This is a genomic window from Pseudomonas sp. B6001, assembly GCF_013386015.1.
Lineage (GTDB): Bacteria > Pseudomonadota > Gammaproteobacteria > Pseudomonadales > Pseudomonadaceae > Aquipseudomonas.
Window position 1 is genome coordinate 38,948 of sequence record NZ_JACAOX010000011.1, and the last position, 24,283, is coordinate 63,230.

25 protein-coding genes are annotated in these 24,283 nt (G+C 61.2%); 14 read left to right on the forward strand and 11 right to left on the reverse strand.

The annotated features are described in order from the left end of the window. Nucleotides 1–88: 88 nt before the first annotated feature. Complete coding sequence (gene ung, locus HX821_RS13090) at nucleotides 89–781, forward strand: uracil-DNA glycosylase (RefSeq protein ID WP_003212020.1); 693 nt, start codon at nucleotides 89–91, stop codon at nucleotides 779–781. Between the two features lie 68 nt (nucleotides 782–849). On the opposite strand, the gene HX821_RS13095 is transcribed toward ung, so the two are convergent. The 5 genes from HX821_RS13095 to HX821_RS13115 all read right to left on the reverse strand — a co-directional run bounded on the left by HX821_RS13095 (nucleotide 850) and on the right by HX821_RS13115 (nucleotide 6,280). Then, nucleotides 850–1,887 (reverse strand): AbrB family transcriptional regulator, encoded by a 1,038-nt coding sequence (locus tag HX821_RS13095; protein ID WP_003212018.1) that lies wholly within the window; start codon nucleotides 1,885–1,887, stop codon nucleotides 850–852. Continuing rightward, complete coding sequence (locus HX821_RS13100) at nucleotides 1,880–3,394, reverse strand: tripartite tricarboxylate transporter permease (protein WP_087692609.1); 1,515 nt, start codon at nucleotides 3,392–3,394, stop codon at nucleotides 1,880–1,882. Before HX821_RS13100 ends, HX821_RS13095 begins: the two co-directional genes overlap by 8 nt. 1 nt (nucleotide 3,395) lies before the next feature. Continuing rightward, complete coding sequence (locus HX821_RS13105) at nucleotides 3,396–3,854, reverse strand: tripartite tricarboxylate transporter TctB family protein (protein ID WP_008437838.1); 459 nt, start codon at nucleotides 3,852–3,854, stop codon at nucleotides 3,396–3,398. A gap of 130 nt (nucleotides 3,855–3,984) precedes the next feature. Next, nucleotides 3,985–4,971, reverse strand: a complete 987-nt coding sequence (locus tag HX821_RS13110) for a tripartite tricarboxylate transporter substrate binding protein (protein WP_166742143.1) — start codon at nucleotides 4,969–4,971, stop codon at nucleotides 3,985–3,987. Between the two features lie 28 nt (nucleotides 4,972–4,999). Beyond that, nucleotides 5,000–6,280: an OprD family porin gene (locus tag HX821_RS13115; RefSeq protein WP_008437839.1), complete on the reverse strand. Its 1,281-nt coding sequence runs from the start codon at nucleotides 6,278–6,280 to the stop codon at nucleotides 5,000–5,002. 236 nt (nucleotides 6,281–6,516) lie between these two features. Between HX821_RS13115 and HX821_RS13120 the strand changes: the two genes are divergently transcribed. After that, the gene (locus HX821_RS13120; RefSeq protein ID WP_003212008.1) at nucleotides 6,517–7,188 is read left to right on the forward strand and encodes a response regulator; all 672 of its coding nucleotides are present in this window, start codon (nucleotides 6,517–6,519) and stop codon (nucleotides 7,186–7,188) included. Continuing rightward, entirely contained in the window at nucleotides 7,181–8,566 is a 1,386-nt protein-coding gene (locus HX821_RS13125; RefSeq protein ID WP_003212006.1) for a sensor histidine kinase, read from the forward strand. The genes HX821_RS13120 and HX821_RS13125 overlap by 8 nt, the downstream gene beginning before the upstream one ends. On the opposite strand, the gene HX821_RS13130 is transcribed toward HX821_RS13125, so the two are convergent. Both HX821_RS13130 and HX821_RS13135 read right to left on the reverse strand, forming a co-directional pair. After that, nucleotides 8,567–9,388, reverse strand: coding sequence for an HDOD domain-containing protein (locus tag HX821_RS13130; protein WP_177035873.1), 822 nt, complete (start codon nucleotides 9,386–9,388; stop codon nucleotides 8,567–8,569). It abuts the gene before it with no gap. Between the two features lie 36 nt (nucleotides 9,389–9,424). Continuing rightward, complete coding sequence (locus tag HX821_RS13135) at nucleotides 9,425–10,366, reverse strand: folate-binding protein YgfZ (protein WP_177035874.1); 942 nt, start codon at nucleotides 10,364–10,366, stop codon at nucleotides 9,425–9,427. Between the two features lie 139 nt (nucleotides 10,367–10,505). Here HX821_RS13135 and HX821_RS13140 point away from each other — a divergent pair, with 139 nt between their 5' ends. Both HX821_RS13140 and HX821_RS13145 read left to right on the forward strand, forming a co-directional pair. Continuing rightward, complete coding sequence (locus HX821_RS13140; protein WP_003212000.1) at nucleotides 10,506–10,760, forward strand: succinate dehydrogenase assembly factor 2; 255 nt, start codon at nucleotides 10,506–10,508, stop codon at nucleotides 10,758–10,760. After that, complete coding sequence (locus HX821_RS13145; protein ID WP_008437845.1) at nucleotides 10,744–11,196, forward strand: protein YgfX; 453 nt, start codon at nucleotides 10,744–10,746, stop codon at nucleotides 11,194–11,196. Before HX821_RS13140 ends, HX821_RS13145 begins: the two co-directional genes overlap by 17 nt. Here the strand turns inward: HX821_RS13145 and nadB are convergent. After that, nucleotides 11,165–12,781: an L-aspartate oxidase gene (gene nadB, locus HX821_RS13150; RefSeq protein ID WP_003211997.1), complete on the reverse strand. Its 1,617-nt coding sequence runs from the start codon at nucleotides 12,779–12,781 to the stop codon at nucleotides 11,165–11,167. The genes HX821_RS13145 and nadB overlap by 32 nt on opposite strands. A 467-nt stretch (nucleotides 12,782–13,248) precedes the next feature. Here nadB and rpoE point away from each other — a divergent pair, with 467 nt between their 5' ends. The 4 genes from rpoE (at nucleotide 13,249) to HX821_RS13170 (ending at nucleotide 17,105) form a co-directional block, all read left to right on the forward strand. Continuing rightward, nucleotides 13,249–13,830, forward strand: a complete 582-nt coding sequence (gene rpoE / locus HX821_RS13155; RefSeq protein ID WP_003172477.1) for an RNA polymerase sigma factor RpoE — start codon at nucleotides 13,249–13,251, stop codon at nucleotides 13,828–13,830. Between the two features lie 31 nt (nucleotides 13,831–13,861). After that, on the forward strand, nucleotides 13,862–14,449 hold the full coding sequence (locus tag HX821_RS13160; protein ID WP_003172479.1) for a sigma-E factor negative regulatory protein: 588 nt from the start codon (nucleotides 13,862–13,864) through the stop codon (nucleotides 14,447–14,449). Nucleotides 14,450–14,465: 16 nt separating this feature from the next. Further along, a complete protein-coding gene (locus HX821_RS13165; RefSeq protein ID WP_003211995.1) occupies nucleotides 14,466–15,422 on the forward strand; it encodes a MucB/RseB C-terminal domain-containing protein in 957 nt (318 codons plus the stop codon). Between the two features lie 243 nt (nucleotides 15,423–15,665). Then, nucleotides 15,666–17,105 carry a DegQ family serine endoprotease gene (locus tag HX821_RS13170; protein WP_003211993.1) on the forward strand — a complete coding sequence of 480 codons (1,440 nt, stop codon included), beginning with the start codon at nucleotides 15,666–15,668 and terminating at the stop codon, nucleotides 17,103–17,105. A 67-nt stretch (nucleotides 17,106–17,172) separates the two neighbouring features. Here the strand turns inward: HX821_RS13170 and HX821_RS13175 are convergent, their stop codons facing one another. Further along, the gene (locus tag HX821_RS13175) at nucleotides 17,173–18,606 is read right to left on the reverse strand and encodes a M48 family metalloprotease (RefSeq protein WP_003211991.1); all 1,434 of its coding nucleotides are present in this window, start codon (nucleotides 18,604–18,606) and stop codon (nucleotides 17,173–17,175) included. 95 nt (nucleotides 18,607–18,701) lie between these two features. Here HX821_RS13175 and HX821_RS13180 point away from each other — a divergent pair, with 95 nt between their 5' ends. Both HX821_RS13180 and HX821_RS13185 read left to right on the forward strand, forming a co-directional pair. Beyond that, nucleotides 18,702–18,941, forward strand: coding sequence for a sulfurtransferase TusA family protein (locus tag HX821_RS13180; RefSeq protein WP_003211989.1), 240 nt, complete (start codon nucleotides 18,702–18,704; stop codon nucleotides 18,939–18,941). A 40-nt stretch (nucleotides 18,942–18,981) separates the two neighbouring features. Beyond that, on the forward strand, nucleotides 18,982–20,052 hold the full coding sequence (locus tag HX821_RS13185; RefSeq protein ID WP_003211986.1) for an AI-2E family transporter: 1,071 nt from the start codon (nucleotides 18,982–18,984) through the stop codon (nucleotides 20,050–20,052). A 132-nt stretch (nucleotides 20,053–20,184) separates the two neighbouring features. On the opposite strand, the gene HX821_RS13190 is transcribed toward HX821_RS13185, so the two are convergent. Then, nucleotides 20,185–20,658, reverse strand: a complete 474-nt coding sequence (locus HX821_RS13190) for a peroxiredoxin (protein WP_003211984.1) — start codon at nucleotides 20,656–20,658, stop codon at nucleotides 20,185–20,187. 10 nt (nucleotides 20,659–20,668) lie between these two features. Further along, nucleotides 20,669–21,229, reverse strand: coding sequence for a glycine cleavage system protein R (locus tag HX821_RS13195; RefSeq protein ID WP_003172487.1), 561 nt, complete (start codon nucleotides 21,227–21,229; stop codon nucleotides 20,669–20,671). A gap of 261 nt (nucleotides 21,230–21,490) precedes the next feature. Here HX821_RS13195 and dapA point away from each other — a divergent pair, with 261 nt between their 5' ends. Genes dapA through HX821_RS13210 form a run of 3 tightly spaced genes read left to right on the forward strand, consistent with a single transcriptional unit; the run spans nucleotide 21,491 to nucleotide 24,265 of the window. Further along, a complete protein-coding gene (gene dapA / locus HX821_RS13200; RefSeq protein ID WP_003211981.1) occupies nucleotides 21,491–22,369 on the forward strand; it encodes a 4-hydroxy-tetrahydrodipicolinate synthase in 879 nt (292 codons plus the stop codon). A gap of 17 nt (nucleotides 22,370–22,386) precedes the next feature. Further along, nucleotides 22,387–23,502, forward strand: a complete 1,116-nt coding sequence (gene bamC / locus HX821_RS13205; RefSeq protein ID WP_102604223.1) for an outer membrane protein assembly factor BamC — start codon at nucleotides 22,387–22,389, stop codon at nucleotides 23,500–23,502. Nucleotides 23,503–23,506: 4 nt separating this feature from the next. Then, nucleotides 23,507–24,265: an MBL fold metallo-hydrolase gene (locus HX821_RS13210; protein ID WP_003211977.1), complete on the forward strand. Its 759-nt coding sequence runs from the start codon at nucleotides 23,507–23,509 to the stop codon at nucleotides 24,263–24,265. Nucleotides 24,266–24,283: the final 18 nt, after the last annotated feature.

Below are 24,283 nucleotides of genomic sequence, written 5' to 3' on the forward strand. Positions count from 1 at the left end.
GAAAGTGCGGTATCTGCGTCAGATCAATTGACAAGCAAGGTCGGCTTTCCTAGGGTTCGCCTCATTCTTTTGACTAGACAGCGTAACCATGACCACCGACGACCGTATCAAACTCGAACCCAGCTGGAAACACGCCCTGCGTGACGAGTTCGACCAGCCGTACATGGCCCAGTTGCGGGAATTCCTGCGCCAGGAGCACGCGGCAGGCAAGGAGATCTATCCACCCGGCCCGATGATCTTCAACGCACTCAACTCAACGCCCCTGGACAAGGTCAAGGTGGTGATCCTCGGCCAGGACCCGTATCACGGCCCGGGCCAGGCCCACGGCTTGTGCTTCTCGGTGCAACCGGGCGTGCCGGCACCGCCGTCGCTGGTCAATATCTACAAAGAACTCAAGCGTGACCTGAACATCGACATTCCCAACCACGGCTACCTGCAAAGCTGGGCCGACCAGGGCGTGCTGATGATCAACACCACCATGACCGTGGAGCGCGCGAATGCCAACGCCCATGCGGGCAAGGGCTGGCAGTTCTTTACCGATCGGATTATTGAAGTGGTGAGCGAGCATCAGCCGCACTTGGTGTTCTTGCTGTGGGGCGCCCATGCGCAGGGCAAGCAGAAGCTGATCGACGCTACCAAGCACCTGGTGCTGACGTCGGTGCATCCGTCGCCGTTGTCGGCCTATAGAGGGTTTATTGGCTGCGGGCATTTCAGCCGCACCAACAAGTTTCTTGAGCAGAATGGCGAGACGCCGATCGAGTGGCGATTGCCGCCGGTTTGACATAGCTCCAATGTAGGAGCTGTCTCGCTAAAGCTCGACAGCTCCTACAATTGAACGTCTCTTGGGCTTCAGATTTTGTCTGGCTGCCGGTTCCAGTGCCGAAACAACGGCTCCGCCAGAAACAGCACAAACAACAAACGCATCACCTGCATCGCCGTCACCAACGGCACCGACAATTGCAGGGTTTCCGCCGTCAGGCTCATTTCCGCAATTCCGCCTGGCATCATGCCCAGTGTCAGCGAACGCAGGTCCAGATGTGTGAGTGCACTCAAGCCCACAGCCGCCAGCGTCGCAATCAACATAGTCAACGCCGTACCGATCAACGTACGTCCCATGAACAACGGCGCGCGCCGGAAGAACTGCCGGTTGAAGTGGCAGCCCAGGCCACTGCCGATCAGCCACTGGCCGATCTGGCTGCCGCCGTCGGGCAGCCCGATGTGCAAGTCCCAGGTAATGCTGGCGGCGGCACTGACCAGCAGCGGCCCGAACAGCCAGGGGTTTGGCTGACGCAAGCGCTGCCAGCCCCAGGCCACCAGTGCGCCGACGGGAAACAGCAGCGCCAGCCAGGTCCAATCCACCGTCGCCGGATGAAACTGCGGGGCACCTTCCCCCAGCAAATACTTGAACGCCGCCGGCACACAGAGCACCACCACCAATACCCGCAAACTCTGGCCCGCCGCGACGCGGCTGAGTACTGCGCCGTTGCGTGCGCCGAGGTTGACCATCTCCCCCGACCCACCCGGCATGCTCGAGAAAAACGCTGTGGCACGGTCTTCACCGCTGCGGCGCATCAACCACACACCCACGATGCTGGAGAGGCTGGTGACCAGCGCGCCGAAGAAGATCAGGCCGAAGTGGCTCATCACCTGCTCGATCACCACCGGGGTGAAGTGCAGGCCGATGCCGATGCCCACCACCCATTGGCCGCATTTGCGGCCGCCGGGAATTTCTGCGAGCTGCCAGGGTGTCAGGCAGCGCACCAGGATGATCGCCAGCAACGAGCCGACCATGTACGGCAGTGGCCAGCCGATCTGGCTGGCGAGATACCCGCCCAGCAGACCGACCAGCGGTGTTGCCCACCAGTTTCTGAACGTGGCCTCAGACATCGGCCACGGCACGACGCTGCAGGGAACGCTTGCGCCAGATGCGCAGGAGCGGGAACAACAGCATCAAGGCCGTCAGTACCCACACGCCGAAGGTGATCGGGCTCGACCAGAGGATCTGCAATTCGCCGTTGGAAATCGACAGCGCACGACGCAGGTTCTGCTCCATCAACCCGCCGAGGATAAAGCCCAGCAGCACCGGCGAGAGCGGGAAATCCAGCTTGCGCAGGATGTAGCCGAAGATGCCGATGCCGACCATCAGGAACAGGTCGAAGGTGGTGGCGTGAACCGCGTACACACCGATCGCAGTGATGATGGCGATCACCGGCACCAGTGCCCAGTTCGGCACGGCAAGGATGCGGGTGAAGATGCGGATCATCGGGATGTTGAGGATCACCAGCATGATGTTGGCGATAAACAACGAGGCGATCAGGCCCCAGACGATGTCCGGTTGCTGTTGGAACAGCAGCGGGCCGGGGGTGATGTTGTACAGCGACAGGGCGCCGATCATCACCGCCGTGGTGCCCGAGCCGGGTACGCCGAGGGTCAGCATCGGCACCAGGGCGCCGCAGGCGGAAGCGCCGATCGCGGTTTCCGGAGCCGCCAGGCCGCGCATGTCGCCCTGGCCGAATTTACCGCTGGCACCGGCCAGGCGTTTTTCGGTCATGTAGGCCACGGCCGAGGCCAGTGTGGCACCCGCGCCCGGCAATACACCCATGATGAAACCCAGCAGGCCGCAGCGAATATTCACGACGAATACCGCGCAAGCTTCCTTCAGGTTGAACATCATGCGTCCGGTGGCTTTCACGGCTTCCTGGCCACGGTGGGTTTTTTCCAGCAGCAACAGGATCTCGCTGATGGAGAACAGGCCCAATACAAGCACCACGAACTGGATGCCGTCGGTCAGGTGGATGTTATCGCCGGTGAAGCGGTATACGCCGCTGTTGGCATCGATACCCACTGCTGACAGAAACAGGCCGATCAATGCCGCGACAAAGGTCTTCAGCGGCTTGTCACCGGCCATGCCGCCCAGGCAGACGATGGCAAACACCATCAGTACGAAATATTCCGCCGGGCCGAAGGCAATCGCCCATTTGGCCAGCAGCGGGGCGAACAGCACCATGCCGCAGGTGGCGATAAACGCACCGATGAACGAACTCCACGCCGACAGCGACAACGCCACGCCCGCCAGGCCTTTGCGAGCCATCGGGTAGCCGTCGAGGGTGGTCATCACGGTGGAAGCTTCACCCGGGATGTTCAACAGGATCGAGCTGATGCGCCCGCCGTATTCGCAGCCCAGGTACACGGCCGCCAACAGGATCAATGCCGACTCAGGCGGCAGCCCCAGGGCAAATGCGATGGGGATCAACAGCGCTACGCCGTTGATCGGCCCAAGGCCCGGCAACAGGCCGACCACGGTGCCGATCAAGGTGCCGCACAGTGCGGTGATCAGGTTGTAAGGGGTCAGTGCAACGCCGAAGCCCTGGCCCAAATAGCTGAACGTATCCATATCAGTTCTCCAGAACTTCAAGCAGGCCGAGCGGCAGCGGTACATCCATGGCCTTGTCGAACAGCAGGTAAAGACCGATGCTCATCAAGGTCACGATCACCACGCTGGGCATCCAGCGGCCGCCATACAGGCGCGCCATCGGAATGCCGATCAGCATGCTGCTGAGGATGAAACCCAAGGGTTCGAAGGTGCCGGCAAACACCAGCAGCAACCCGACGCAGATGCCGATCTTGATCAGGGTCTGGCGGTCCAGCGCGGGCTCTTCTTCTGTGTGCTTGGTGGGCTGTGGACGAAACAGCATGTAGATCAGGCCCAGGCCCATCAGCCCGAGCATCAGCAGCGGGTAGGCCCGAGGCCCTACCGGCTCGTAGGAAAACGACGCCTGATATGGCCAGGCCATCAGTGCGAGGCCGGCACAGACCAGCAACATCACTGAGGCGAAAATGCGTTGTAAGAGCATGGGAAACTCCTTGGAGACTCTTGTAGGCGCGAGCTTGCTCACGAAGAACGCCAGGACGTCGCGTTTATACAGGCAGCACGCGTCATCGTTGAAGTTTTTCGCGAGCAAGCCCGCTCCCACAGAGGGGCGATTACTGGATCAGGCCGAACTCTTTGGCCAGCACTTTGTAGTCAGCCACCTGTTTCTTCACGTAGGTGTCCAGCTCCGGGCCGGTCATGGCGAACGGGAACAGCTCGCGCTGGTCACGCAGCTTGGCGAACTCTTCGGAAGCCAGCAGTTTGTCGAAGGCGTCTTTCCACCAGGCATAGTCTTCGTCGCTGACTTTTGGCCCGAGGTAGAAGCCACGCACCACCGGCCAGACGATGTCGTAGCCTTGTTCCTTGGCGGTCGGGATGTTCTTCATTTCCGGCTCGTCCAGGCGTTCGTCGGAGAACACCGCCAGCAGGCGCATGTCACCACTGAGGATGTGCGGCATGGAGTCGGAGATGTCGGTACTGCCTACCTGGATATGGCCGCCTAGCAGGGCGGTGGCGATCTCGCCGCCGCCTTCCAGTGCCACGTAGCGCAGGTCACGCGGGTTGATGCCGGCGGCCTTGGCGATCAGGGCGGTTTGCATCCAGTCCTGGCTGCCGACGGTGCCGCCGGAACCGATGACCACGCTGCCCGGATCTTTCTTCAGGGCCTTGACCAGATCGTCGAGGTTTTTGTAGGGCGAATCGTTTTTCACCGCGATGGCACCGTAGCTGGTGCCGACGGCCGCGAGCCAGCGCACGGCGCTTTCATCGAAGCGGCCAAATTTGCCCTGGGCCAGGTTCAACAGCGAGCCGCTGGACCACGCCACCAGCGTGCCGGCGTCGGCCGGACGCTGCGCCACGACGGCGTTGTAGGCCACCGCGCCCACGCCGCCGGGCATGTAGGTCACGCGCATCGGCTTGCTCAACAGTTTCTCGTTGACCAGCGCGCTCTGCGCCAGTTTGCAGGTCAGGTCGAAACCACCGCCAGGGGACGCCGGGGCGATGCACTCCGGGCGCTTGGGCTCGGCGGCCAGCAGTTGGCTGGCGAACAGCATGCAGCTGGCCGTCAGGGCAAATTTACGCAGTGAAAGGGTCATGTTCATCTCCATCATTGTTGTTATGAGGTTGCTGTTACCAGAGTGCGACGCTGTAGCTCACCAGCAGGCGCACTTCATCCGCATCACGGGCCGAATAGTTGGAACGGTAGGTGGCATTGCGCAGACGCACGGCCACGTCCTTGAACGTGCCGCTTTGCACCACGTAGCGGATCTCACTGTTGCGTTCCCACTCCTTGCCGGTCTCGCCGTTCTTGAGCTTGATGTTGTCACCCGACAGGTAACGGCTCATGAAACTCAGGCCGGGAATCCCCAGCTTGGCGAAGTCGTAGTCGTAGCGGGCCTGCCAGGAGCGTTCTTCGGCGCCGGCAAAGTCGTTGATCTGCACGAAGTTGACAAGGTAAGGATCGCTACCGTCCACGTAGGGAAAGGCGCTGTCGCCGGACATGTGCTGGTAACCGGCGCTGAGCTTATGGCCATTGAGGGCATAGCTGAAGAGGCCGTTGAGGGAGGTGTTGTCGATCTTGCCGCCGCGCGCCGCACCGGTGTCGTCACTGACGGCCAGGCGCAGGTCGGCGCCGAAGGTGCCGGGGCCCATCGGGCGCGAGGCCACGAGGCCGAGGAAATGCTGGCGGTACACGTCGTCGAGTTGGGCGAAGTGGTAGCTGCCGGTGATCTTGTCGGCGAACTTGTAGTCCACGCCGCCGAAGTCGAAATGCTTGCCGGTGGCGCCGCTGAGGAAGCGGCTGTTCTTGTTGTTGAGGCCGATGTCTTCGTAGTTGGTGTCGTCGCGGTCCTTGGCCTTGTTCAGGCGGCCGCCGGTGAACACCAGGTTCTTGAATTCCCTGGAACTGAGCAGGCCGCCTTCAAACGTCTGCGGCAGGATGCGCCCGTCGTTGGGCTTGAGGATCGGCAATTCGGGGATCAGCGCGCCGATCTTCAGCTCGGTGGCGGAGATCTTCACTTTGCCGGTCAGGCCGAGTTTGGAATATTCGTTGGCGGCGCGGCCGTCGTCGTGGGTCGGCAACAGCCCGGTGCCGGTGCGGTCGGGGCTGGAGTCGAGCTTGACCCCGAGCATGCCCAGCGCATCCACGCCGAAGCCGACGGTTCCGTCGGTGTAGCCCGACTGCAGGTTGAGCATGAAGCCCTGGGCCCACTCGTCGCGCTTGGATTGTTGTGCGCTGGTGCCGTCGCGAAAGTCGCGGTTGAAGTACATGTTGCGGGTTTCGAGGGTGGCGGTGCTGTCCTCGAAAAAGGCGGCCTGGCCTGCGGGCGAAAAGCCGGCGAGGGCGGCGGCACTGGCAAGGGCGGTCTGGGTGATACGAGAAGAACGAGCAGGCGGCTGTGTGCGCAGCATCGTGGGTGTACTCCGTTATTGTTCTTATTTTGGCGAAAACGCTTCGAGGCGTTTTTCGGGCGCTATGGGTGAAATAGCTCGGCAGGCGAAACCCACCGTGGCTGGATGCTAAAGGGCGAAGCTTTCACTAACCTTTCAGTCGCCTTTCAATGTTTTCGGGCTTCACAGCGCAGGCCGCGCCTGTAAACTCCCCGGCAAAGCGTGGCGCCGACCACCCCCGAACGAGGTAAAAACCCATGCGTGTCCTTCTGGTCGAAGACCATCTGCAGCTAGCCGAAAGTGTCGCCCAGGCGCTCAAGAGCACGGGTTTGACCGTCGACGTGTTGCACGATGGAGTGGCGGCGGACCTGGCCTTGAGCAGCGAGGAATACGCGGTGGCGATTCTCGATGTGGGCCTGCCGCGCATGGACGGTTTCGAAGTATTGGCGCGCCTGCGGGCCCGTGGGAAAAATCTGCCGGTGTTGATGTTGACCGCACGCAGTGATGTGAAGGACCGCGTGCATGGCCTCAACCTGGGCGCGGATGACTACCTGGCCAAGCCGTTCGAACTGACGGAGCTGGAAGCCCGGGTCAAGGCGCTGCTGCGCCGTAGCGTGCTGGGCGGTGAGCGGCAACAGGCGTGTGGCGTGCTGATTTACGACCTGGATACGCGGCGCTTCACCCTGGGTGGTGAACTGCTGACCCTGACCTCCCGCGAGCAGGCGGTGCTTGAGGCGCTGATCGCGCGCCCAGGCCGGGTCATGAGCAAGGAGCAACTGGCCTCCCAGGTGTTTGGCCTGGATGAAGAGGCCAGCCCCGATGCCATCGAAATCTACGTGCACCGCCTGCGCAAGAAACTCGATGGCCAGCCTGTGGCCATCGTCACCTTCCGTGGCCTGGGGTACCTGCTGGAAGCCCGCGATGCATAAGCCCAGCAGCCTGCGCTGGCGCCTGCTGTGGAACCTGGCGCTGTTGCTGGTGGTGTTGATGATTGCCAGCGGCTTGAGCGCTTACTGGAATGGGCGCGAGGCGGCGGACACGGCTTACGACCGCACGCTGTTGGCCTCGGCGCGGACCATTGCGGCCGGCCTGTCCCACCGCGACGGCACCTTGAGTGCCGATGTGCCCTACGTCGCCCTGGATACGTTCGCCTACGACAGCGCCGGGCGAATCTACTACCAGGTCAACGATATTCACCAGAAGCTGATTTCCGGCTACGAAAACCTGCCGGGCCCGCCGCCGGGCACTCCACGCACCGATGACTATCCGGCGCTGGCGCGCTTTTATAACGCCAGGTATCAGGGCCAGAACGTGAGAGTGGTCAGCCTGCTCAAGGCAGTCTCCGAACCGAACATGAACGGCATGGCGGAAATCCGCGTGGCCGAAACCGACGAAGCGCGGGTGGCGATGGCGCGCAGCCTGATGGCCGATACCTTGCTGCGCCTGGGGATGCTGGCCATCGGTGCATTGTTGTTGGTGTTCTTTGCCGTGAGTGCGGCGCTGCGGCCGTTGGAGCGCTTGCGCACGGCCGTGGAAGAGCGTCAGCCCGATGACCTGCGGCCATTGCCGCTGGTGGAGGTGCAGCATGAATTGGGCCCGCTGGTACATGCGCTCAACCATTTCACCGAACGCCTGCGCGGGCAGTTCGAGCGCCAGGCACAGTTTATTGCCGATGCCGCCCATGAGCTGCGCACTCCGTTGGCAGCGCTCAAGGCACGCTTGGAGCTTGGCCTGCGTGCCGAAGACCCGGCTACCTGGCGCACCACCCTGGAAACCGCAGCCCAGGGCACTGATCGCCTGACTCACCTGGCCAATCAATTGCTCTCGCTGGCGCGCATCGAAAACGGCGCCCGGGCGATTGCCGAAGGCGGGGCGCAGTTGCTGGACCTGAGCCAGTTGGCTCGCGAGCTGGGCATGGCCATGGCGCCGCTGGCCCATGCGCGTGGCGTGGCCCTGGCGCTGGAGGCGGATGAACCGGTGTGGCTGCGGGGCGAGCCCACCTTGTTGAACGAGTTGTTGAGCAACCTGGTGGACAACGCCCTGGCCCACACGCCCCCGGGCGGCAACGTGATCCTGCGGGTCACGGCGCCGGCGGTACTTGAGGTGGAAGATGACGGCCCGGGCATCCCGCTGGATGAGCGGGACCGAGTGTTCGAGCGCTTCTATCGGCGCAGCCAGCAGGGCTTGGGGGCGGGCTTGGGGTTGGCGATTGTTGGCGAGATCTGCCGGGCACACCTGGCGCAGATCAGCTTGCATGACGGAGAGTTGGCGGGGTTGAAAGTGCGGGTCAGTTTTATCGCGGGGTAATCAGTAGAACATTGACCGTGCTTCATCCAGCTCGGCGCGCAAGGTGTCGCTGTAGGGGTCGAGTCGCAGTTTCTTGATCGCAGGTACCGTCGATATCGGTACGCTGGCCAGCGGGTGGTCAGTGTCGCGGTGGCAATACAACACGGCGACCTGCACCAGGTCGATATAGTCCAGGCGCTCGGAGTCGCGCTCAAGGTTCATGTACTGCGCCGGCAGGTTCACCAGCATTTCCGGGAAGTCCCAGCGCCGCAGCAGCTTGTCCCCCAGCAACGGGTGGATGCTTTCAATCACGTGATCGAGGCTGACCGGATCGGACAGCAGTTCATAGTGATCTTCGGCGAAGGTCAGGATCGGTAGCACGCCAATCTGGTGCACCAGCCCACCCAGCGCCGCCTGGTCAGGCTTCAACTGGCTGTGGTTGCGGCACAACGCATAGCTCACGCCGGCCACTTCCAGGCTGCGCCGCCAGACGTCGCGCATCTTCTGTTCGACCACTTCGGAACGGGCGTGGAAGATCTGTTCCATCACCAGGCCGATCGCCAGGTTGCTGCTGTAGTTGGTGCCCAGGCGGGTGATGGCGGTGTGCAGGTCGGTGACTTCCTGGGTCGCGCGCAACAGCGGGCTGTTGACCACTTTGATCAGCCGTGCCGACAAGGCAGTGTCACGGCCGATCACTTTGCTCAGGTGGCTGATGCTGATGTCCGGGTCTTCGGCGGCCTGGCGAATGTTCAGGGCCACTTCCGGCAGCGTTGGCAGAACCAGGTCATCGTTATCGATGGCCACAACCAACGCCTGTTGGACTTTTTCCGCCAGCTTGTTCATTCAAGATCTCTAGGGTGTAGCAAAAAGGTACGACGATCAGCGCTGGATCTCGCGATCACGGTCCAGCTGGTAGGGCAGGTCGAGCAGTTGAAGGCCCGGGCCTTCCAGCGTGCCCACATGCACATCGCCACTCTCTGCTGCTTCGGCTTGCAGCACCGCTAGAAGTTCAATCGCCTGATCGGCACGGGCGGCAATCACCACCTCGCCGATGGCGCTGTTGTGATTCGGGGAAAACAGTGGGGTGCCGGGCTCAGGCAGCTCGCCGGCATTCAGGCTCAGGCGATACAGGCGACGCTTGAGTTTGCCCAAATACTGCATGCGCGCGACGATTTCCTGGCCGGTGTAGCAGCCTTTCTTGAAGCTGACGCCGCCGACGGCTTGCAGGTTGAGCATCTGCGGGATGAACAGTTCGCGGGTCTGGGGCATGACCTGGCCGATACCGGCACGGATCTGGCCCAGCAGCCATTGGTTCAGTTCACCTTCGTTCAATTGTGCGGCGAGTTGGCCGTGCAGGGTTTGAGCTTGGGCGGCGGGGGCCCAGAGTTCGGCACGGCCCGGCGATACGCGGATGGCGATCAGGTCGTCGCTGCGCACCACGCTGTCGGTCTCGGCGGGTAGTTGGAGGCCGAGGCCGGCCAGTACCTGATCGGCATCCGACACACCGAAACGCGCCCAGGCAGCGCTTTCGTCGGTGAGTTTGGATTTGGAGAACACGGCGTACTTTTTCAGGTCCGCCAGTTGTGGCTCCAGCAGTTCGGTGGCCATGGCCAGCAGCACGCCATCGCCTTGCAGCAGGATGCGGAAGCTCGACTGCATGCGCCCTTTCTGGGTGCAGCGCGCGCCCAGGCTGGCCTGGGTGTCACTCAGGTAGTTAAGGTTGCAGGTCAGTTGTCCCTGGAGGAACTTGGCAGCGTCGGCACCGCGGACGGCGAGAACGCCTTCGTGGGACAGGGGGCAGAAAAAAGCAGAGTCAGCCATGGGTCATCGCAGGTTAAAAAGTCATGAGTGCATCATAGAGGGGCGCCCGGCAAATGGATAGTTTCCGTATGGCCGACCAAAGCCGACTGTTCCAGGCAGCTTCGGCCTGTATACTTGCGCTCTATTTGAGGAGCGCTCCATGGTCGAAGATGTAGAACTCAATCGCCTCTACTGGCACAGCCGCCGCGGCATGCTTGAACTGGACGTGTTGCTGGTACCGTTCGTCAGGGAGGTCTATCCGCACCTCAACGACGTCGACCGCGACTGCTACCGCAAGCTGCTGGAATGCGAGGATCAGGACATGTTCGGCTGGTTCATGGAACGCGCCGAATCGGAAGACCCGGAGCTGCAGCGCATGGTTCGAATGATTCTGGATCGTGTCCAGCCCAAGTAATACGTTCGAATGCCGCTGGCACGCCTCCGGGCAGTTGCTGGCGGCTTATCTTTTCGCCCAGGCGTTCGCACTGGGTGCGCTGTGGTTTCTCGATGTGTCCCCGTGGTTCGGAGCCTTTGGCGCCTTGTTGTGCCTGGCCCATGCCGGTTGGGTATTGCCGCGTCATATCCTGCTGACTCACCGTTCGTCGATCCGTGGCCTGCGTCGCGACGAGGATGGCTGGCAGTTGTGGAGCGCCGCGCGTGGCTGGCACAGCGTGCAACTGCGTCCCGACAGCCTGGCGTTGCCGTTGATCGTGGTGCTGCGCTTTCGGGTGCAGGGTGACTGGCGGGTGCGTTCGATCTGCGTGCCACGGGATTCGCAGGCTACCGATGTGCATCGGCGCCTGCGGGTGCGCTTGAAGTTCAGCCGCCGTAGGTGGTTGGCACCAGAATAGTGTCGCGCGCTTCGGGCAGCATTTGCGGGTAGTCGAGGGTGTAATGCAATCCCCGGCTTTCCTTGCGCTCCATGGCCGAGCGGATCATCAGTTCCGCCACCTGGGCCAGGTTGCGCAGCTCAATCAGGTCGCGGCTGACTTTATAGTTGCTGTAGAACTCGTCGATCTCATCCAGCAACAGTCGAACCCGGTGCTGCGCCCGCGCCAGGCGCTTGTTGGTGCGCACGATGCCCACGTAGTCCCACATGAAGCGCCGCAACTCGTCCCAGTTGTGGGCGATGATCACGTCTTCGTCCGAATCGGTCACCTGGCTGGCGTCCCAGCGGGGCAGGGCGGCCGGCACCGGGATGCGCGGCAGCTGTTCAAGGATGTCGGCGGCGGCGGAGCGGGCGTACACGAAACACTCCAGCAACGAATTGCTGGCCATGCGGTTGGCGCCGTGCAGGCCGGTGAAGCTGGTTTCGCCAATGGCGTACAGGCCGGGCACGTCGGTGCGGCCGTTCTGGTCGACCATTACGCCGCCGCAGGTGTAGTGCGCCGCCGGGACGACCGGGATCGGGCCCTTGGTGATGTCGATATTGAACGCCAGGCAGCGCTCGTAGACCGTCGGGAAATGGGTCTTGATGAAGGCTTCGGGCTTGTGGCTGATGTCCAGGTAGACGCAGTCGATGCCCAGGCGCTTCATTTCATGGTCGATGGCCCGGGCGACGATGTCCCGCGGGGCCAGTTCTGCTCGTGGGTCGAAGCGCTGCATGAAACGTTCGCCGTTGGGCAGCTTCAGGTGTGCGCCTTCGCCGCGCAGGGCTTCGGTGATCAGGAAGCTCTTGGCCTGCGGGTGATACAGGCAAGTGGGGTGGAACTGGTTGAATTCCAGGTTCGCCACCCGGCAGCCCGAACGCCAGGCCATGGCAATGCCGTCACCGCAGGCGCCGTCGGGGTTGCTGGTATAGAGGTAGACCTTCGCTGCGCCGCCCGAGGCGAGAATGGTGAAGCGCGCGCCGTAGGTGTCGACTTCGCCGCTGGCCCGGTTGAGCACGTAGGCGCCGAGGCAGCGCTCGCCCGGCAGGCCAAGGCGCTTTTCGGTGATCAGGTCGACGGCGACCCGCTGTTCCAGCAGTTCGATGTTGGGGCGTTGCCGGGCCTGGGCGAGCAGGGTCTTGAAGATCGCGGCGCCGGTGGCGTCGGCGGCATGGATGATCCGCCGATGGCTGTGGCCGCCTTCGCGGGTCAGGTGGAACTCGAAGCCGCCGTCGTCGGTGCCGGAATGTTCGTCGCGGGTGAAGGGCACGCCCTGGTCGATCAGCCACTGGATGGCTTCGCGGCTATGCTCGACGGTGAAGCGCACCGCTTCTTCATTGCACAGGCCGCCGCCGGCATTCAGGGTGTCTTCGACGTGGGATTGCACGGTGTCGGTGTCATCGAGCACCGCGGCGACACCGCCCTGGGCCCAGAACGTCGAGCCATTGGCGAGGTCGCCCTTGCTCAGTACGGCTATGCGCAGGTGGCCCGGCAGGGTCAGTGCAAGGCTCAAGCCCGCGGCGCCGCTGCCAATCACCAGGACATCGTGTTGAAACTGTTGGCTCATTTGAAGGATTCCGCAAAAAGCGATCCGTAGGGGGCGCAAACAGGACGCCTGGATCGGCGAATCAAAGGGTGACACGGCCCACTAGTATATAGAGGGGGGGAGCGGCACAATAGCCGGGCATTCGTGGCATTGTGAGACTACGGGCAACGAACTGCACGGCTTTCATGAAACGGACAGCGATTGGGATGGGAACTTTTTGCATAGGCCCCGACTCAATAGCAGGATGCCCGAAAGCTGGGAACACGCTGGATTTGCTGAGCCGCGTCTGTGTCAGGCGCGTCAGGAAACTGGCGACAGATTATTCGCGCAGCCGGCATTGCCCGCGCTGCGTTTTTCGTGTGTGCCAAATCAGTGCGCGCCGGAAACTTGCTTGGAGGGGGAGAACTTTTGCGAAAAGTCCGAGTCTATGTTTGCAAGCCTGATCGATTAGTTATGCAAGCCTCCTTCAAGTACAACGAGGAGTGTTCATGCTAACCCAGGAAGAGGATCAGCAGCTGGTCGAGCGCGTTCAACGCGGCGACAAGCGGGCATTTGATCTGCTAGTGCTGAAATACCAGCACAAAATTCTCGGGTTGATCGTGCGGTTTGTGCACGACACCCATGAAGCGCAGGACGTTGCACAGGAAGCCTTTATCAAGGCGTACCGTGCACTCGGTAATTTCCGCGGTGACAGTGCGTTTTACACGTGGCTGTATCGCATCGCCATTAACACGGCGAAGAACTATCTGGTTTCTCGCGGTCGCCGCCCGCCGGATAGTGATGTTAGTTCGGAAGATGCTGAATTTTATGATGGTGATCACGGCCTCAAGGATCTCGAGTCGCCGGAGCGTGCATTGCTGCGCGACGAGATCGAAGGAACCGTCCATCGCACTATTCAACAACTGCCAGAAGATTTGCGTACGGCGTTAACTTTACGTGAATTCGATGGTCTGAGTTACGAAGACATTGCGAGCGTCATGCAATGTCCGGTGGGTACCGTACGCTCCCGGATCTTCCGGGCTCGGGAAGCCATCGATAAAGCCCTGCAGCCGTTGTTGCAGGAAAACTGAGACAGCGGCGACAGCCAAGAGAGGAACCGCCATGAGTCGTGATGCCCTGCAGGAATCGCTGTCCGCAGTGATGGATAACGAAGCGGATGAACTGGAACTTCGTCGAGTGCTTAATGCATTTGATGATGCCGAAACCCGTGATACCTGGTCTCGTTACCAAGTCGCTCGGGCGGTGATGCACAAGGATCTTCTAATCCCTCGTCTGGATATTGCTGCGGCCGTTTCTGCTGCACTGGCTGATGAAGCCGTTCCGGCAAAAGCTGCTCGCGGTCCTTGGCGTAGCCTGGGCCGTCTGGCAGTCGCTGCTTCGGTGACCGTCGCTGTATTGGCAGGTGTTCGCCTGTACAACCAGGACGAAATCGCCGGTGCCGAACTGGCCCAGCAGACCCAGCAACCGGTCATGGCCGGCCCGCAGGTCAAGGGTCCAGCCGTACTGGCCGGCTACAAGGAAAGCTCCGATACCACCGGGCCTATGGCCAACGGTGTACTTCAAGGGCAATCCGGCTGGCAGGATCAGCGTCTTCCAGGCTACCTGCGCCAACACGCACAGGAATCGGCCTTGAAAGGCACTGAAAGCGCTCTGCCTTACGCTCGCGCTGCAAGCCTGGAAAACCGCTAGTCCGCCAAGGAGCTTTATGCGCGCCATACCGCTCCTTGCGCTTTTGCTCAGTGGCTGGTTTGCAGTCCCCGCCCATGCCGATGAAGCCCAAGACTGGCTGACGCGTCTTGGGCGGGCGGAGCAGCAGCAAAGCTTTCAGGGCACCTTCATCTACGAGCGTAACGGTAGTTTTTCTACCCATGACATCTGGCATCGTGTCCAGAATGGTCAGGTCCGTGAGCGGCTTTTGCAGCTCGATGGTTCTGCCCAGGAAGTCCTGCGCGTCGATGGCCGTACCCAATGCGTGAGCGGCACGCTGGTTGCCGGGCTTGGGGGCTCCCCCAATACCTCTGCGCGTACCCTTGATCCGCAAAAACTCAAAGCGTTCTACGATCTTGCCGTCATCGGCAAATCGCGCGTGGCCGGTCGGAATGCGGTGATCGTCTCCGTGACCCCCCGCGATCAATACCGTTATGGTTTTGAGCTGCATCTGGATCGTGAAACTGCGCTGCCATTGAAGTCATTGTTGCTTAACGACCAGGGCCAGTTGCTGGAGCGTTTCCAGTTCACCCAGCTCAATACATCGGTGCCTGACGATCGTGATTTGCAGCCCAGTGGCGAATGCACGCCGGTGGCGGTGACCAACGCCAAGGCCCCGGAGGTCGAGATCCCTCAGGATTGGCGCCTCGACTGGTTGCCACCAGGCTTTCAGCTGGTCAACAGCAGTGCCCATAAAGACTCCCACACCAAGGTAACCGTCAGCAGTCTGATGTATGACGATGGTCTGGCGCGTTTTTCGGTATTCCTGGAGCCGCTTAACGGTGCGACCGTAAACGAGACCCGCACCCAGTTGGGCCCGACAGTCGCCGTTTCACGGCGGTTGAATACCCTGGAAGGCGAGGTGATGGTGACCGTCGTCGGCGAGATCCCGATTGGCACCGCCGAGCGAATTGCGCTGTCACTACGCAGTGGCACCGTGCCCGCCAAGCCTTGAGTTGTTAATCCTATGTTCATCCTGATATTTCAATGTTGCGCAGGAGATAGTTGATGCCTGCCTCTGCCGAGAGCATGAAATGTCTGGATCATTTTTTTCACTTGCTAATATCCCCTATGTTTTTTATAGGTCAGGGCTTAACGGCCCTGGCCTTGTTTTGTTCGCGGAACAAAAATGTCGGTCGCAGTTTTCGGCGTTTATTGAACCCTGTCGCTCAACCCTGCTCGTCGTAACGGGAGCTGTATGTCGATACCACGTTTGAAGTCTTACCTATCCATAGTCGCCACGGTGCTGGTGCTGGGTCAGGCGGTTACCGCGCAAGCGGCCGAGCTGCCTGACTTCACCCAACTGGTGGAGCAGGCGTCGCCTGCCGTGGTGAACATCAGTACTACGCAGAAGCTGCCGGATCGTAAGGTCTCCAACCAGCAGATGCCCGACCTGGAAGGCCTGCCGCCGATGCTGCGGGAGTTCTTCGAACGCGGCATGCCCCAGCCGCGCACGCCGCGTGGCGGTGGTGGCGGCCAGCGTGAGGCCCAGTCCCTGGGCTCGGGCTTCATCATCTCGCCTGACGGCTACATCCTCACCAACAACCACGTGATTGCCGACGCCGACGAGATCCTGGTGCGCCTGGCGGACCGCAGTGAGCTGAAAGCCAAGCTGGTGGGCACCGACCCACGTTCCGACGTTGCCCTGCTGAAAATCGAAGGCAAGGACCTGCCGGTGCTGAAACTGGGCAAATCCCAGGACCTGAAAGCCGGCCAATGGGTCGTCGCCATCGGTTCGCCGTTTGGTTTTGACCATACTGTGACCCAGGGTATCGTCAGCGCCATCGGTCGCAGCCTGCCGAACGAAAACTACGTGCCGTTCATCCAGACCGACGTGCCGATCAACCCGGGCAACTCCGGCGGTCCGTTGTTCAACCTGGCGGGTGAAGTCGTTGGCATCAACTCGCAGATCTACACCCGCTCCGGTGGTTTCATGGGCGTTTCGTTCGCGATTCCGATCGATGTGGCCATGGACGTATCCAACCAGCTGAAAACCGGTGGCAAAGTCAGCCGCGGCTGGCTGGGCGTGGTGATCCAGGAAGTGAACAAGGACCTGGCTGAATCCTTCGGTCTCGACAAGCCGGCCGGTGCCCTGGTCGCGCAGATCCAGGACGATGGCCCTGCTGCCAAAGGTGGCCTGCAAGTCGGTGACGTGATCCTGAGCATGAACGGCCAGCCGATCGTCATGTCTGCGGACTTGCCACACCTGGTGGGCGCGCTCAAGGCCGGCAGCAAGGCCAAGCTGGAAGTGATTCGTGACGGCAAGCGCCAGAACGTCGAACTGACCGTCGGTGCTATCCCGGAAGAAGGCGCGGCGCTGGATGCGCTGGGCAACAGCAAGCCAGGTGCCGAGCGCAGCAGCAATCGCCTGGGCATTGCTGTAGTCGAGTTGACCGACGAACAGAAAAAGAGCTTCGACCTCAAGAGCGGTGTAGTGATCAAGGAAGTCCAGGACGGTCCTGCCTCCCTGATCGGCCTGCAACCAGGTGATGTCATCACCCACCTGAACAACCAGGCTATCAACTCCACCAAAGAGTTCACCGACATCGCCAAGGCGCTGCCGAAGAACCGTTCGGTGTCGATGCGCGTCCTGCGTCAGGGGCGTGCCAGCTTCATTACCTTCAAACTGGCCGAGTAATCCGCTAGTCCAATAAAAAGCCCCGCTCTCGATGTTCGAGAGCGGGGCTTTTTTGTGGCTGAAAGGTTTAGCCCATCATGTCTTTGACCATGCGTTCCTGGTCGATCAGTTCACGCTGGCGTGCGTCGATACGTGACGAAAGCGGGAAGTTGCTGCCGGCGCGACGCTTGGCGAAATCCAATTGCTGGATGGCCTGCTTGAAATCTCCCACCAGCGCGAAGTACTCGGCGCGGGCCTGGTGCAGGCCGATGATATTGCCCGACAAGCCACGGGTTTCCGCAACCTGGTACCAGACGTCCGGATCGTCTGGGCGAGACTTCAACAATCCTTCCAGGGCTTTTTCCGCGTCAGCGTTGCGGTTCTGCTTGAGCAGCAGATCCACACGAACCTGGTTCAGCGGATAGTTGCCTGGATATTGCGTCAACATTCGGTCCGTACGCTGCTGGGCATCCGGCAGGCGATTGTTGGTCATGTCCAGCTCGATCTGCGCCAGGTTGTAGGTGATGTCGTTGGGCGCCTTGGCCAGCAGCGGCTTGAGGTTTTCCCGGGCCAGGTTGAACTGGGCACCCTTGATCTGAGCGATGGCGAGGCCATAACGCGCGATATCGTTCTTCGGATTTTCATCCAGCTGGGCCTGGAAACGTTTGGCGGCCAGCCCCGGGGTGTCTTCGTAATACAGTTGCACTCGAGCACGGATCAGTTGATAGCGCAGGCTGTCCTCAATGCCACCCAGCTTGGCTTGCTCCGCACGGTTGCGGGTGTCGGCGATCCGCGATTCGGTTACCGGGTGAGTCAGCAGGAATTCAGGCGGCTTGGCATCGAAACGGTACTGGCGCATCAAGCGCTCGAACATGGTTGGCATGGACCGTGGGTCGTAGCCGGCTTTCTCCAGGTTGAGAATGCCGATGCGGTCAGCCTCTTGCTCGTTTTGCCGGGAAAAGCGCCGTTGCTCCTGGATCGCGGCGGCCTGGCTGCCGGCGATCGCGGCAATGCCCGCATCGCCTGCGCCAGCGGCGGCAGCGATGATGCCGCCGAGCAGCGCAGCCATCATCGGGATCTGCATGCGCTGCTGTGCTTCCACGCCTCGTGCGAAGTGACGTTGGGACAAGTGAGCCAATTCGTGGGCCAGTACCGAGGCATATTCGCCTTCGGTCTGGGCGTTGAGGAACAGGCCTCCGTTGACCCCGACGATACCGCCCGGTGCGGCAAAGGCGTTCAACTGCGGGCTGTTGATCAGAATGAATTCCAGGCGCCGGTCATTGACCTGGCTGGTTTCCACCAGCTTATAAACGCTGGATTCGACGTAATCCTTGAGCTGCGGGTCGTTGAGTTGCGAGACCTGGCCACGCAGGTAGGCCAGCCATGCCCGACCCAGATCGTATTCCTGTTTTGGCGAGACAATGGCAGAACTGGCGTCGCCAAGTGACGGCAGGTCGTCGGCGAAGCCTGGAGAGGCAAGCAGGCAAGCCAGCGTCAGCAGGGTAGGGCGCAAAAAAGTCATGCACAAAGCCTTTCGACAAAGAGCTTACTGTAGCCGGACACTGAGCTTCGGACCAGATATTCTAAGCGCCCTCGACGCCCACCCGGAGTTAGACCATGACCGACGCTGTAGCCTTCGATGCCGAACTGGATGCCAGTGGCCTTAACTGCCCGCTGCCGTTGCTCAAGGCCAAGCTGGAGCTCAATCGGCTGGCCAGCGGCGCGGTGCTCAAGGTGATCGCCACGGACGCTGGCTCCCAGCGGGACTTTCGTACGTTTGCCAAGCTGGCCGGCCACACCCTGCTGCATGAAGAAGACGAAGCGGGCGTCTATCGTTACTGGTTGCGCAAGGCCTGAATCGCTTGAATATGCTGTCCTTATCGCCTGAGGTTTATTGATGTTCAAAGTGTTACGTGACTGGATTCAGCGCTACTTCTCCGACGAAGAAGCCGTGGTGCTGGCCGTCCTGCTGTTTCTTGCCTTTACGGCCGTGCTCACTTTGGGCGGCATGCTGGCGCCGGTACTGGCGGGGATGGTGCTGGCGTACCTGATGCAAGGCCTGGTCTCCATCCTGGAGCGTCTGCGCTTGCCGGGTGGGGCAGCGGTGGGTCTAGTGTTTGCCTTGTTCATGGGGCTGTTGCTGGTATTTATCGTGATCGTGGTGCCTTTGCTGTGGCACCAGTTGATCACCTTGTTCAACGAGCTACCGGGCATGCTCGCCAAGTGGCAGTCATTGCTGCTGCTGTTGCCTGAGCGCTATCCGCACCTGGTGTCGGACGAGCAGGTCCTGCAGGCCATTGAGGTGGCTCGCGGCGAAATCGGAAAGTTCGGACAATGGGCGCTGACCTTTTCCCTTTCGAGCTTGCCGCTGCTGGTCAACATCATGATCTACCTGGTACTGGTGCCGATCCTGGTGTTTTTCTTCCTCAAGGACCGCGAGATGATCGGTCGCTGGGTGCGTGGCTATCTGCCCCGTGAGCGTGCGCTGATTACCCGGGTCGCCGAGGAAATGAACCGGCAGATTGCCAACTACATCCGCGGCAAGGTTATCGAGATTTTTATCTGCGGTGGCGTCACTTACATCGGTTTTGTCGCGCTGGGGCTTAACTACGCTGCCCTGTTGGCGCTGCTGGTGGGTGTTTCAGTGGTGGTGCCATACGTTGGCGCGGTGGTGGTGACGGTGCCGGTGATGTTGATCGCGCTGTTCCAGTGGGGCTGGAGTGATCAGTTCATCTACCTGATGGCGGTGTACGGCATCATCCAGGTGCTGGACGGCAACGTGCTGGTGCCGCTGCTGTTCTCCGAGGCGGTGAACCTGCATCCGGTGGCGATCATCTGTGCGGTGTTGTTGTTTGGCGGGTTGTGGGGCTTCTGGGGGGTGTTCTTTGCGATTCCCCTGGCGACGCTGTTCAAGGCGGTGCTGGATGCCTGGCCTCGGCAGGAGCCGGTGGTGGCGCCGTTACTCTGATATTTGTGGTGCCGGTGCAGGCCTCATCGCGGGCAAGCCCGGCTCCCACATTGACTGAGTTGTCCTGTCGAACAATGATCACAGGTGGGAGCTGGCTTGGCTGCGATAGCTATTTCAAAGCCAGCAGGTGAATCAAGCCTGGTTCAGCGCCTGTGCCGCTTCGAGCACTGCATCCACATGGCCTGGCACTTTCACACCGCGCCATTCCTGGCGCAGTACGCCATTCTTGTCGATCAGGAAGGTGCTGCGATCAACACCCAGGTATTCCTTGCCATACAGCTTCTTCAGCTTGATCACATCAAACAGCTGGCAAACCGCTTCGTCCTTGTCGCTGATCAGCTCAAAGGGGAATTCCTGCTTGGCCTTGAAGTTCTCGTGGGACTTCACGCTGTCCCGGGACACGCCAAACACCTCGGTGTTGGCCGCCTTGAACGCAGCATGCTGGTCACGGAAGCCCTGGCCTTCAGTGGTGCAGCCCGGGGTGCTGTCTTTCGGGTAGAAGTAGATCACCACTTGCTTGCCCTTGAGCCCGGCGAGGCTGAAGGTTTGCCCGCTGGTGGCCTGGGCTTCGAAGTCGGCTACCGGTTGGTCGATCACTACGGACATGAAGACTTCCTTACATAGGGTTCTGTGGGCGCCAAGGCTCGATCAGTGCGTCGAGGTTCAGGGCATCGGCGAAATCCAGGAACTGGTCGCGCAGCCAACTGATCTGCACGCCGGCCGGCAAGGTCACGGTAAAGGTGGCGTTGAGCATGGTGCCGCCGGTCTGCGGAGCCTGATAGGTGTCGCAGGTCAGGTTTTCCAGCTCGACGTTGTGGTCGATAAAGAACTGGCACAGCTCGTTGACGATGTCCGAGCGGTAGGCCGAACTGACATAGGCCACGTAGGGCAGGGCCTGCGGACGGTTTTCCAGGGCGGCGCTGCGCACCACGTTGACCGTGAAGTCATGCTTCTTCGCCAAACCCGGTAAACCGGTTTCAAGGCGGGCCAGGGCATCCCAGGTCCCGGAAATCTGCAGGACCAGCGCACTGCACTCGCCATGGCGGGTCAGGCGGGAGGTCACGACGGCGCAGCGGTTTTCATGGCTGGCGCGGCACAGGACGTTAGTCAGCTCCATGGGGTTGGCGCCGAGGGCACTGATGACAAGGAATTGTTCGCGGACTGTGGGGGTGGACATGCAGCCTTCCTAAAGCGATGAGCGGTCGATACGATGCAAGCGGTATCAATCAAAGGATGAAGGGTAGCGAAAACCATCGCCAAGGGCTAGGAGGTGGCGTTTTCATTACGTAATCAGCTTCATCAAACCCCGCTTTGGCCGAATGATGGCGCCGCTGCGAACTAAGTTGATCCAGAACGCATCCTCAGGCGGTACTTCGCTTGTACAAGCATCTTGGCGCCAGTACCATTACCGCTCTCTTTTTCCGGCAGGAGCGGTTGCATGATTGCGGGCAGTATGGTGGCACTGGTCACACCCATGGATGCACAAGGTAATCTCGACTGGGACAGCCTGGGCAAACTGGTGGACTTCCACCTGCAAGAGGGCACCAACGCCATCGTGGCGGTCGGCACCACAGGTGAATCGGCCACACTGGATGTGGAAGAACACATCGAAGTGATCGAGTTCGTGGTCAAGCGCGTTGCAGGGCGCATTGCTGTCATCGCCGGCACGGGCGCCAATTCGACCCGCGAAGCGATCGAATTGACCAGCAACGCCAAGAAAGCCGGCGCCGATGCCTGCCTGCTGGTGACGCCGTACTACAACAAGCCGACCCAGGAAGGCCTGTACCTGCACTTCCGCGCCGTTGCCGAAGCGGTCGATATCCCGCAGATCCTCTACAACGTACCCGGTCGCACCGCCTGCGACATGAAGGCCGAGACCGTGATCCGCCTGTCCACCGTACCGAACATCATCGGTATCAAGGAAGCCACCGGTGACCTGCAGCGCGCCAAGGACATCCTGGCCGGCGTCAGCAGCGACTTCCTGGTGTATTCCGGTGACGACGCCACGGCGGTCGAGCTGATCCTGCTGGGCGGTAAAGGCAACATCTCGGTGACTGCCAACGTCGCACCGCGCGCCATGAGCGAGCTGTGTGCCGCAGCCATTGCCGGCGATGCGGTCAAGGCCCGGGCGATCCACGAACAATTGGCACCGCTCAACAAAACCCTGTTTATCGAATCCAACCCTATCCCCGTGAAATGGGCGCTGCATGAGATGGGCCTGATGCCGGACGGTATCCGTCTGCCGCTCACCTGGCTCAGCGAAGCCTGTCACGAACCGCTGCGACAGGCCCTGCGCCAGTCCGGCGTCCTGGTTTAATTGAGGAAGCACTACGCATGAAGCGATTGGCCGGACTTTCCGCACTTGCCTTGATTATCTCCAGCACCAGTGGCTGCGGTTGGATCTGGGGCCCGGAAGGCTACTTCCGCGACCGCGGTAGCGATTACCTGGAAGCCCAACAAACCGCCCCGATGAAATTGCCGTCGGACGTCAATGTCGCCAAGCGCCTTGACCCGTTGCTGCCGATTCCGCGCAACGTGGCCGACGACACCGTCAAGGGTGAATACGAAGTGCCGCGTCCACAGCCGTTGTCGGCCGTGGCCGACGCCAGCGACTACAGCCTGCAGAAGAGCGGCGATACCCGTTGGGTCATGGCACAGCGCCCACCTGCCGAAGTCTGGCCGGTGGCGGTCCAGTTCTTCCAGGACAACGGTTTCCGCATTGACGAACAACGCCCGCAGACCGGTGAGTTCACCACCGCGTGGCAGCACACCAGCGAACTGTCGGCATCCATGGCCAAGCGCCTGCAGGCCGGTGGTGTAGCCAATGACAGCGAAGCCCGCATCCGCGTGCGTATCGAGCCAGGCGTGCAACGCAACACCAGTGAAGTCTACGTAGTCAGCGCCGAGCGTCCTGCCGGCAGCACCGCCAACGTCGACTTCACGCCACGTTCGGTCAACACCGGCGTGGACGCTGCCCTGGTCGACGAAATGCTCGCCAGCATGAGCCGTATTTCCGAGAAGGGCGGCTCCGTCTCCCTGCTCGCCGCCGGTAGCTTTGACACACCTAGCCGCGTCAGCCTCAGCGAAGACGGCAGCGGCAACGTGGTGCTCAACCTGGGTGAAGACCTGGACCGCGCCTGGTCGAGTGTCGGCCGCGCACTGGAGCACGGCGAATGGCGCGTTGAAGACATCAACCGCAGCCTGGGCCTGTACTACATCAACCTGGCCGAAAAAGCCGAGAAGAAAGACGACGAGCCAGGTTTCTTCAGCAAGTTGTTCGGCAGCAAGCCGACCAAGGAAGAGATCGAGACCCGCGCCGAGCGTTACCAGGTTCGTTTGAGCAAGGTAGGCGAAAGCGTGCAAGTCACCGTCGAGAAAAACATCAACACCGTGGCGCCGGCAGAAGTGGCACGCAAAGTGTTGGGCGTGATTCAGGACAACCTGGGCTGATCCGATGCGTTTTGCCGTTCTCGGCAGCGGTAGCCAAGGGAACGGCACGCTTGTAGCCCATGACGACACGTACGTCCTGGTGGATTGTGGTTTCTCCCTGCGGGAAACCGAGCGGCGCCTGCTGCGCCTGGGGGTTCACCCCGCGCAGCTGAGCGCGATTCTGGTGACCCACGAACATGCCGACCACGTGCATGGCGTGGGTTTGCTGTCTCGGCGCTACAATCTTCCGGTGTACCTGAGTCGCGGCACCTTGCGCGGGATGCGCAAACCGATTGAGCCCGCAGGTTTGCTGGCCGGTGGCGAACAATTGCAGATCGGTGCCTTGAGCATCGATGTGATTGAAGTGGCCCACGATGCCCAGGAACCGACGCAATACGTATTCAGTGACGGTGAACGGCGTTTTGGCCTGCTCACTGACCTGGGTTCGTACTGCGCCAAGGTGCTGGACGGTTACCGGGACCTCGACGCATTGATGATCGAGTCCAACCACTGCCGTGACCTGCTTGCGCGTGGCCACTACCCGGCCTTTCTCAAGCAGCGGGTCGGCGGGCAGTTTGGACATTTGAACAACCACCAGGCGGCGTACCTGGTGTATGAGTTGGGCTGGCAAGACCTGCAACACCTGGTCCTGGCCCACCTGAGCAGCAAGAACAACCTGCCGCAGCTGGCCCGGCAATGTTTTGTCGACACCCTTGGGTGCGACCCGGACTGGCTGCAACTGGCCGATCAAGATTCAGGGCTCGACTGGCGACACATCGCCTAGCCCACCTACTTAGCAAGC

Excerpts from the sequence above, each read along its gene's own strand:
- ung (WP_003212020.1), top strand. The coding sequence starts at position 89 with ATGACCACCGACGACCGTATCAAACTCGAACCCAGCTGGAAACACGCC.
- HX821_RS13095 (WP_003212018.1), bottom strand. The coding sequence starts at position 1,887 with ATGTCTGAGGCCACGTTCAGAAACTGGTGGGCAACACCGCTGGTCGGT.
- HX821_RS13100 (WP_087692609.1), bottom strand. The coding sequence starts at position 3,394 with ATGGATACGTTCAGCTATTTGGGCCAGGGCTTCGGCGTTGCACTGACC.
- HX821_RS13105 (WP_008437838.1), bottom strand. The coding sequence starts at position 3,854 with ATGCTCTTACAACGCATTTTCGCCTCAGTGATGTTGCTGGTCTGTGCC.
- HX821_RS13110 (WP_166742143.1), bottom strand. The coding sequence starts at position 4,971 with ATGAACATGACCCTTTCACTGCGTAAATTTGCCCTGACGGCCAGCTGC.
- HX821_RS13115 (WP_008437839.1), bottom strand. The coding sequence starts at position 6,280 with ATGCTGCGCACACAGCCGCCTGCTCGTTCTTCTCGTATCACCCAGACC.
- HX821_RS13120 (WP_003212008.1), top strand. The coding sequence starts at position 6,517 with ATGCGTGTCCTTCTGGTCGAAGACCATCTGCAGCTAGCCGAAAGTGTC.
- HX821_RS13125 (WP_003212006.1), top strand. The coding sequence starts at position 7,181 with ATGCATAAGCCCAGCAGCCTGCGCTGGCGCCTGCTGTGGAACCTGGCG.
- HX821_RS13130 (WP_177035873.1), bottom strand. The coding sequence starts at position 9,388 with ATGAACAAGCTGGCGGAAAAAGTCCAACAGGCGTTGGTTGTGGCCATC.
- HX821_RS13135 (WP_177035874.1), bottom strand. The coding sequence starts at position 10,366 with ATGGCTGACTCTGCTTTTTTCTGCCCCCTGTCCCACGAAGGCGTTCTC.
- HX821_RS13140 (WP_003212000.1), top strand. The coding sequence starts at position 10,506 with ATGGTCGAAGATGTAGAACTCAATCGCCTCTACTGGCACAGCCGCCGC.
- nadB (WP_003211997.1), bottom strand. The coding sequence starts at position 12,781 with ATGAGCCAACAGTTTCAACACGATGTCCTGGTGATTGGCAGCGGCGCC.
- rpoE (WP_003172477.1), top strand. The coding sequence starts at position 13,249 with ATGCTAACCCAGGAAGAGGATCAGCAGCTGGTCGAGCGCGTTCAACGC.
- HX821_RS13160 (WP_003172479.1), top strand. The coding sequence starts at position 13,862 with ATGAGTCGTGATGCCCTGCAGGAATCGCTGTCCGCAGTGATGGATAAC.
- HX821_RS13165 (WP_003211995.1), top strand. The coding sequence starts at position 14,466 with ATGCGCGCCATACCGCTCCTTGCGCTTTTGCTCAGTGGCTGGTTTGCA.
- HX821_RS13170 (WP_003211993.1), top strand. The coding sequence starts at position 15,666 with ATGTCGATACCACGTTTGAAGTCTTACCTATCCATAGTCGCCACGGTG.
- HX821_RS13175 (WP_003211991.1), bottom strand. The coding sequence starts at position 18,606 with ATGACTTTTTTGCGCCCTACCCTGCTGACGCTGGCTTGCCTGCTTGCC.
- HX821_RS13180 (WP_003211989.1), top strand. The coding sequence starts at position 18,702 with ATGACCGACGCTGTAGCCTTCGATGCCGAACTGGATGCCAGTGGCCTT.
- HX821_RS13185 (WP_003211986.1), top strand. The coding sequence starts at position 18,982 with ATGTTCAAAGTGTTACGTGACTGGATTCAGCGCTACTTCTCCGACGAA.
- HX821_RS13190 (WP_003211984.1), bottom strand. The coding sequence starts at position 20,658 with ATGTCCGTAGTGATCGACCAACCGGTAGCCGACTTCGAAGCCCAGGCC.
- HX821_RS13195 (WP_003172487.1), bottom strand. The coding sequence starts at position 21,229 with ATGTCCACCCCCACAGTCCGCGAACAATTCCTTGTCATCAGTGCCCTC.
- dapA (WP_003211981.1), top strand. The coding sequence starts at position 21,491 with ATGATTGCGGGCAGTATGGTGGCACTGGTCACACCCATGGATGCACAA.
- bamC (WP_102604223.1), top strand. The coding sequence starts at position 22,387 with ATGAAGCGATTGGCCGGACTTTCCGCACTTGCCTTGATTATCTCCAGC.
- HX821_RS13210 (WP_003211977.1), top strand. The coding sequence starts at position 23,507 with ATGCGTTTTGCCGTTCTCGGCAGCGGTAGCCAAGGGAACGGCACGCTT.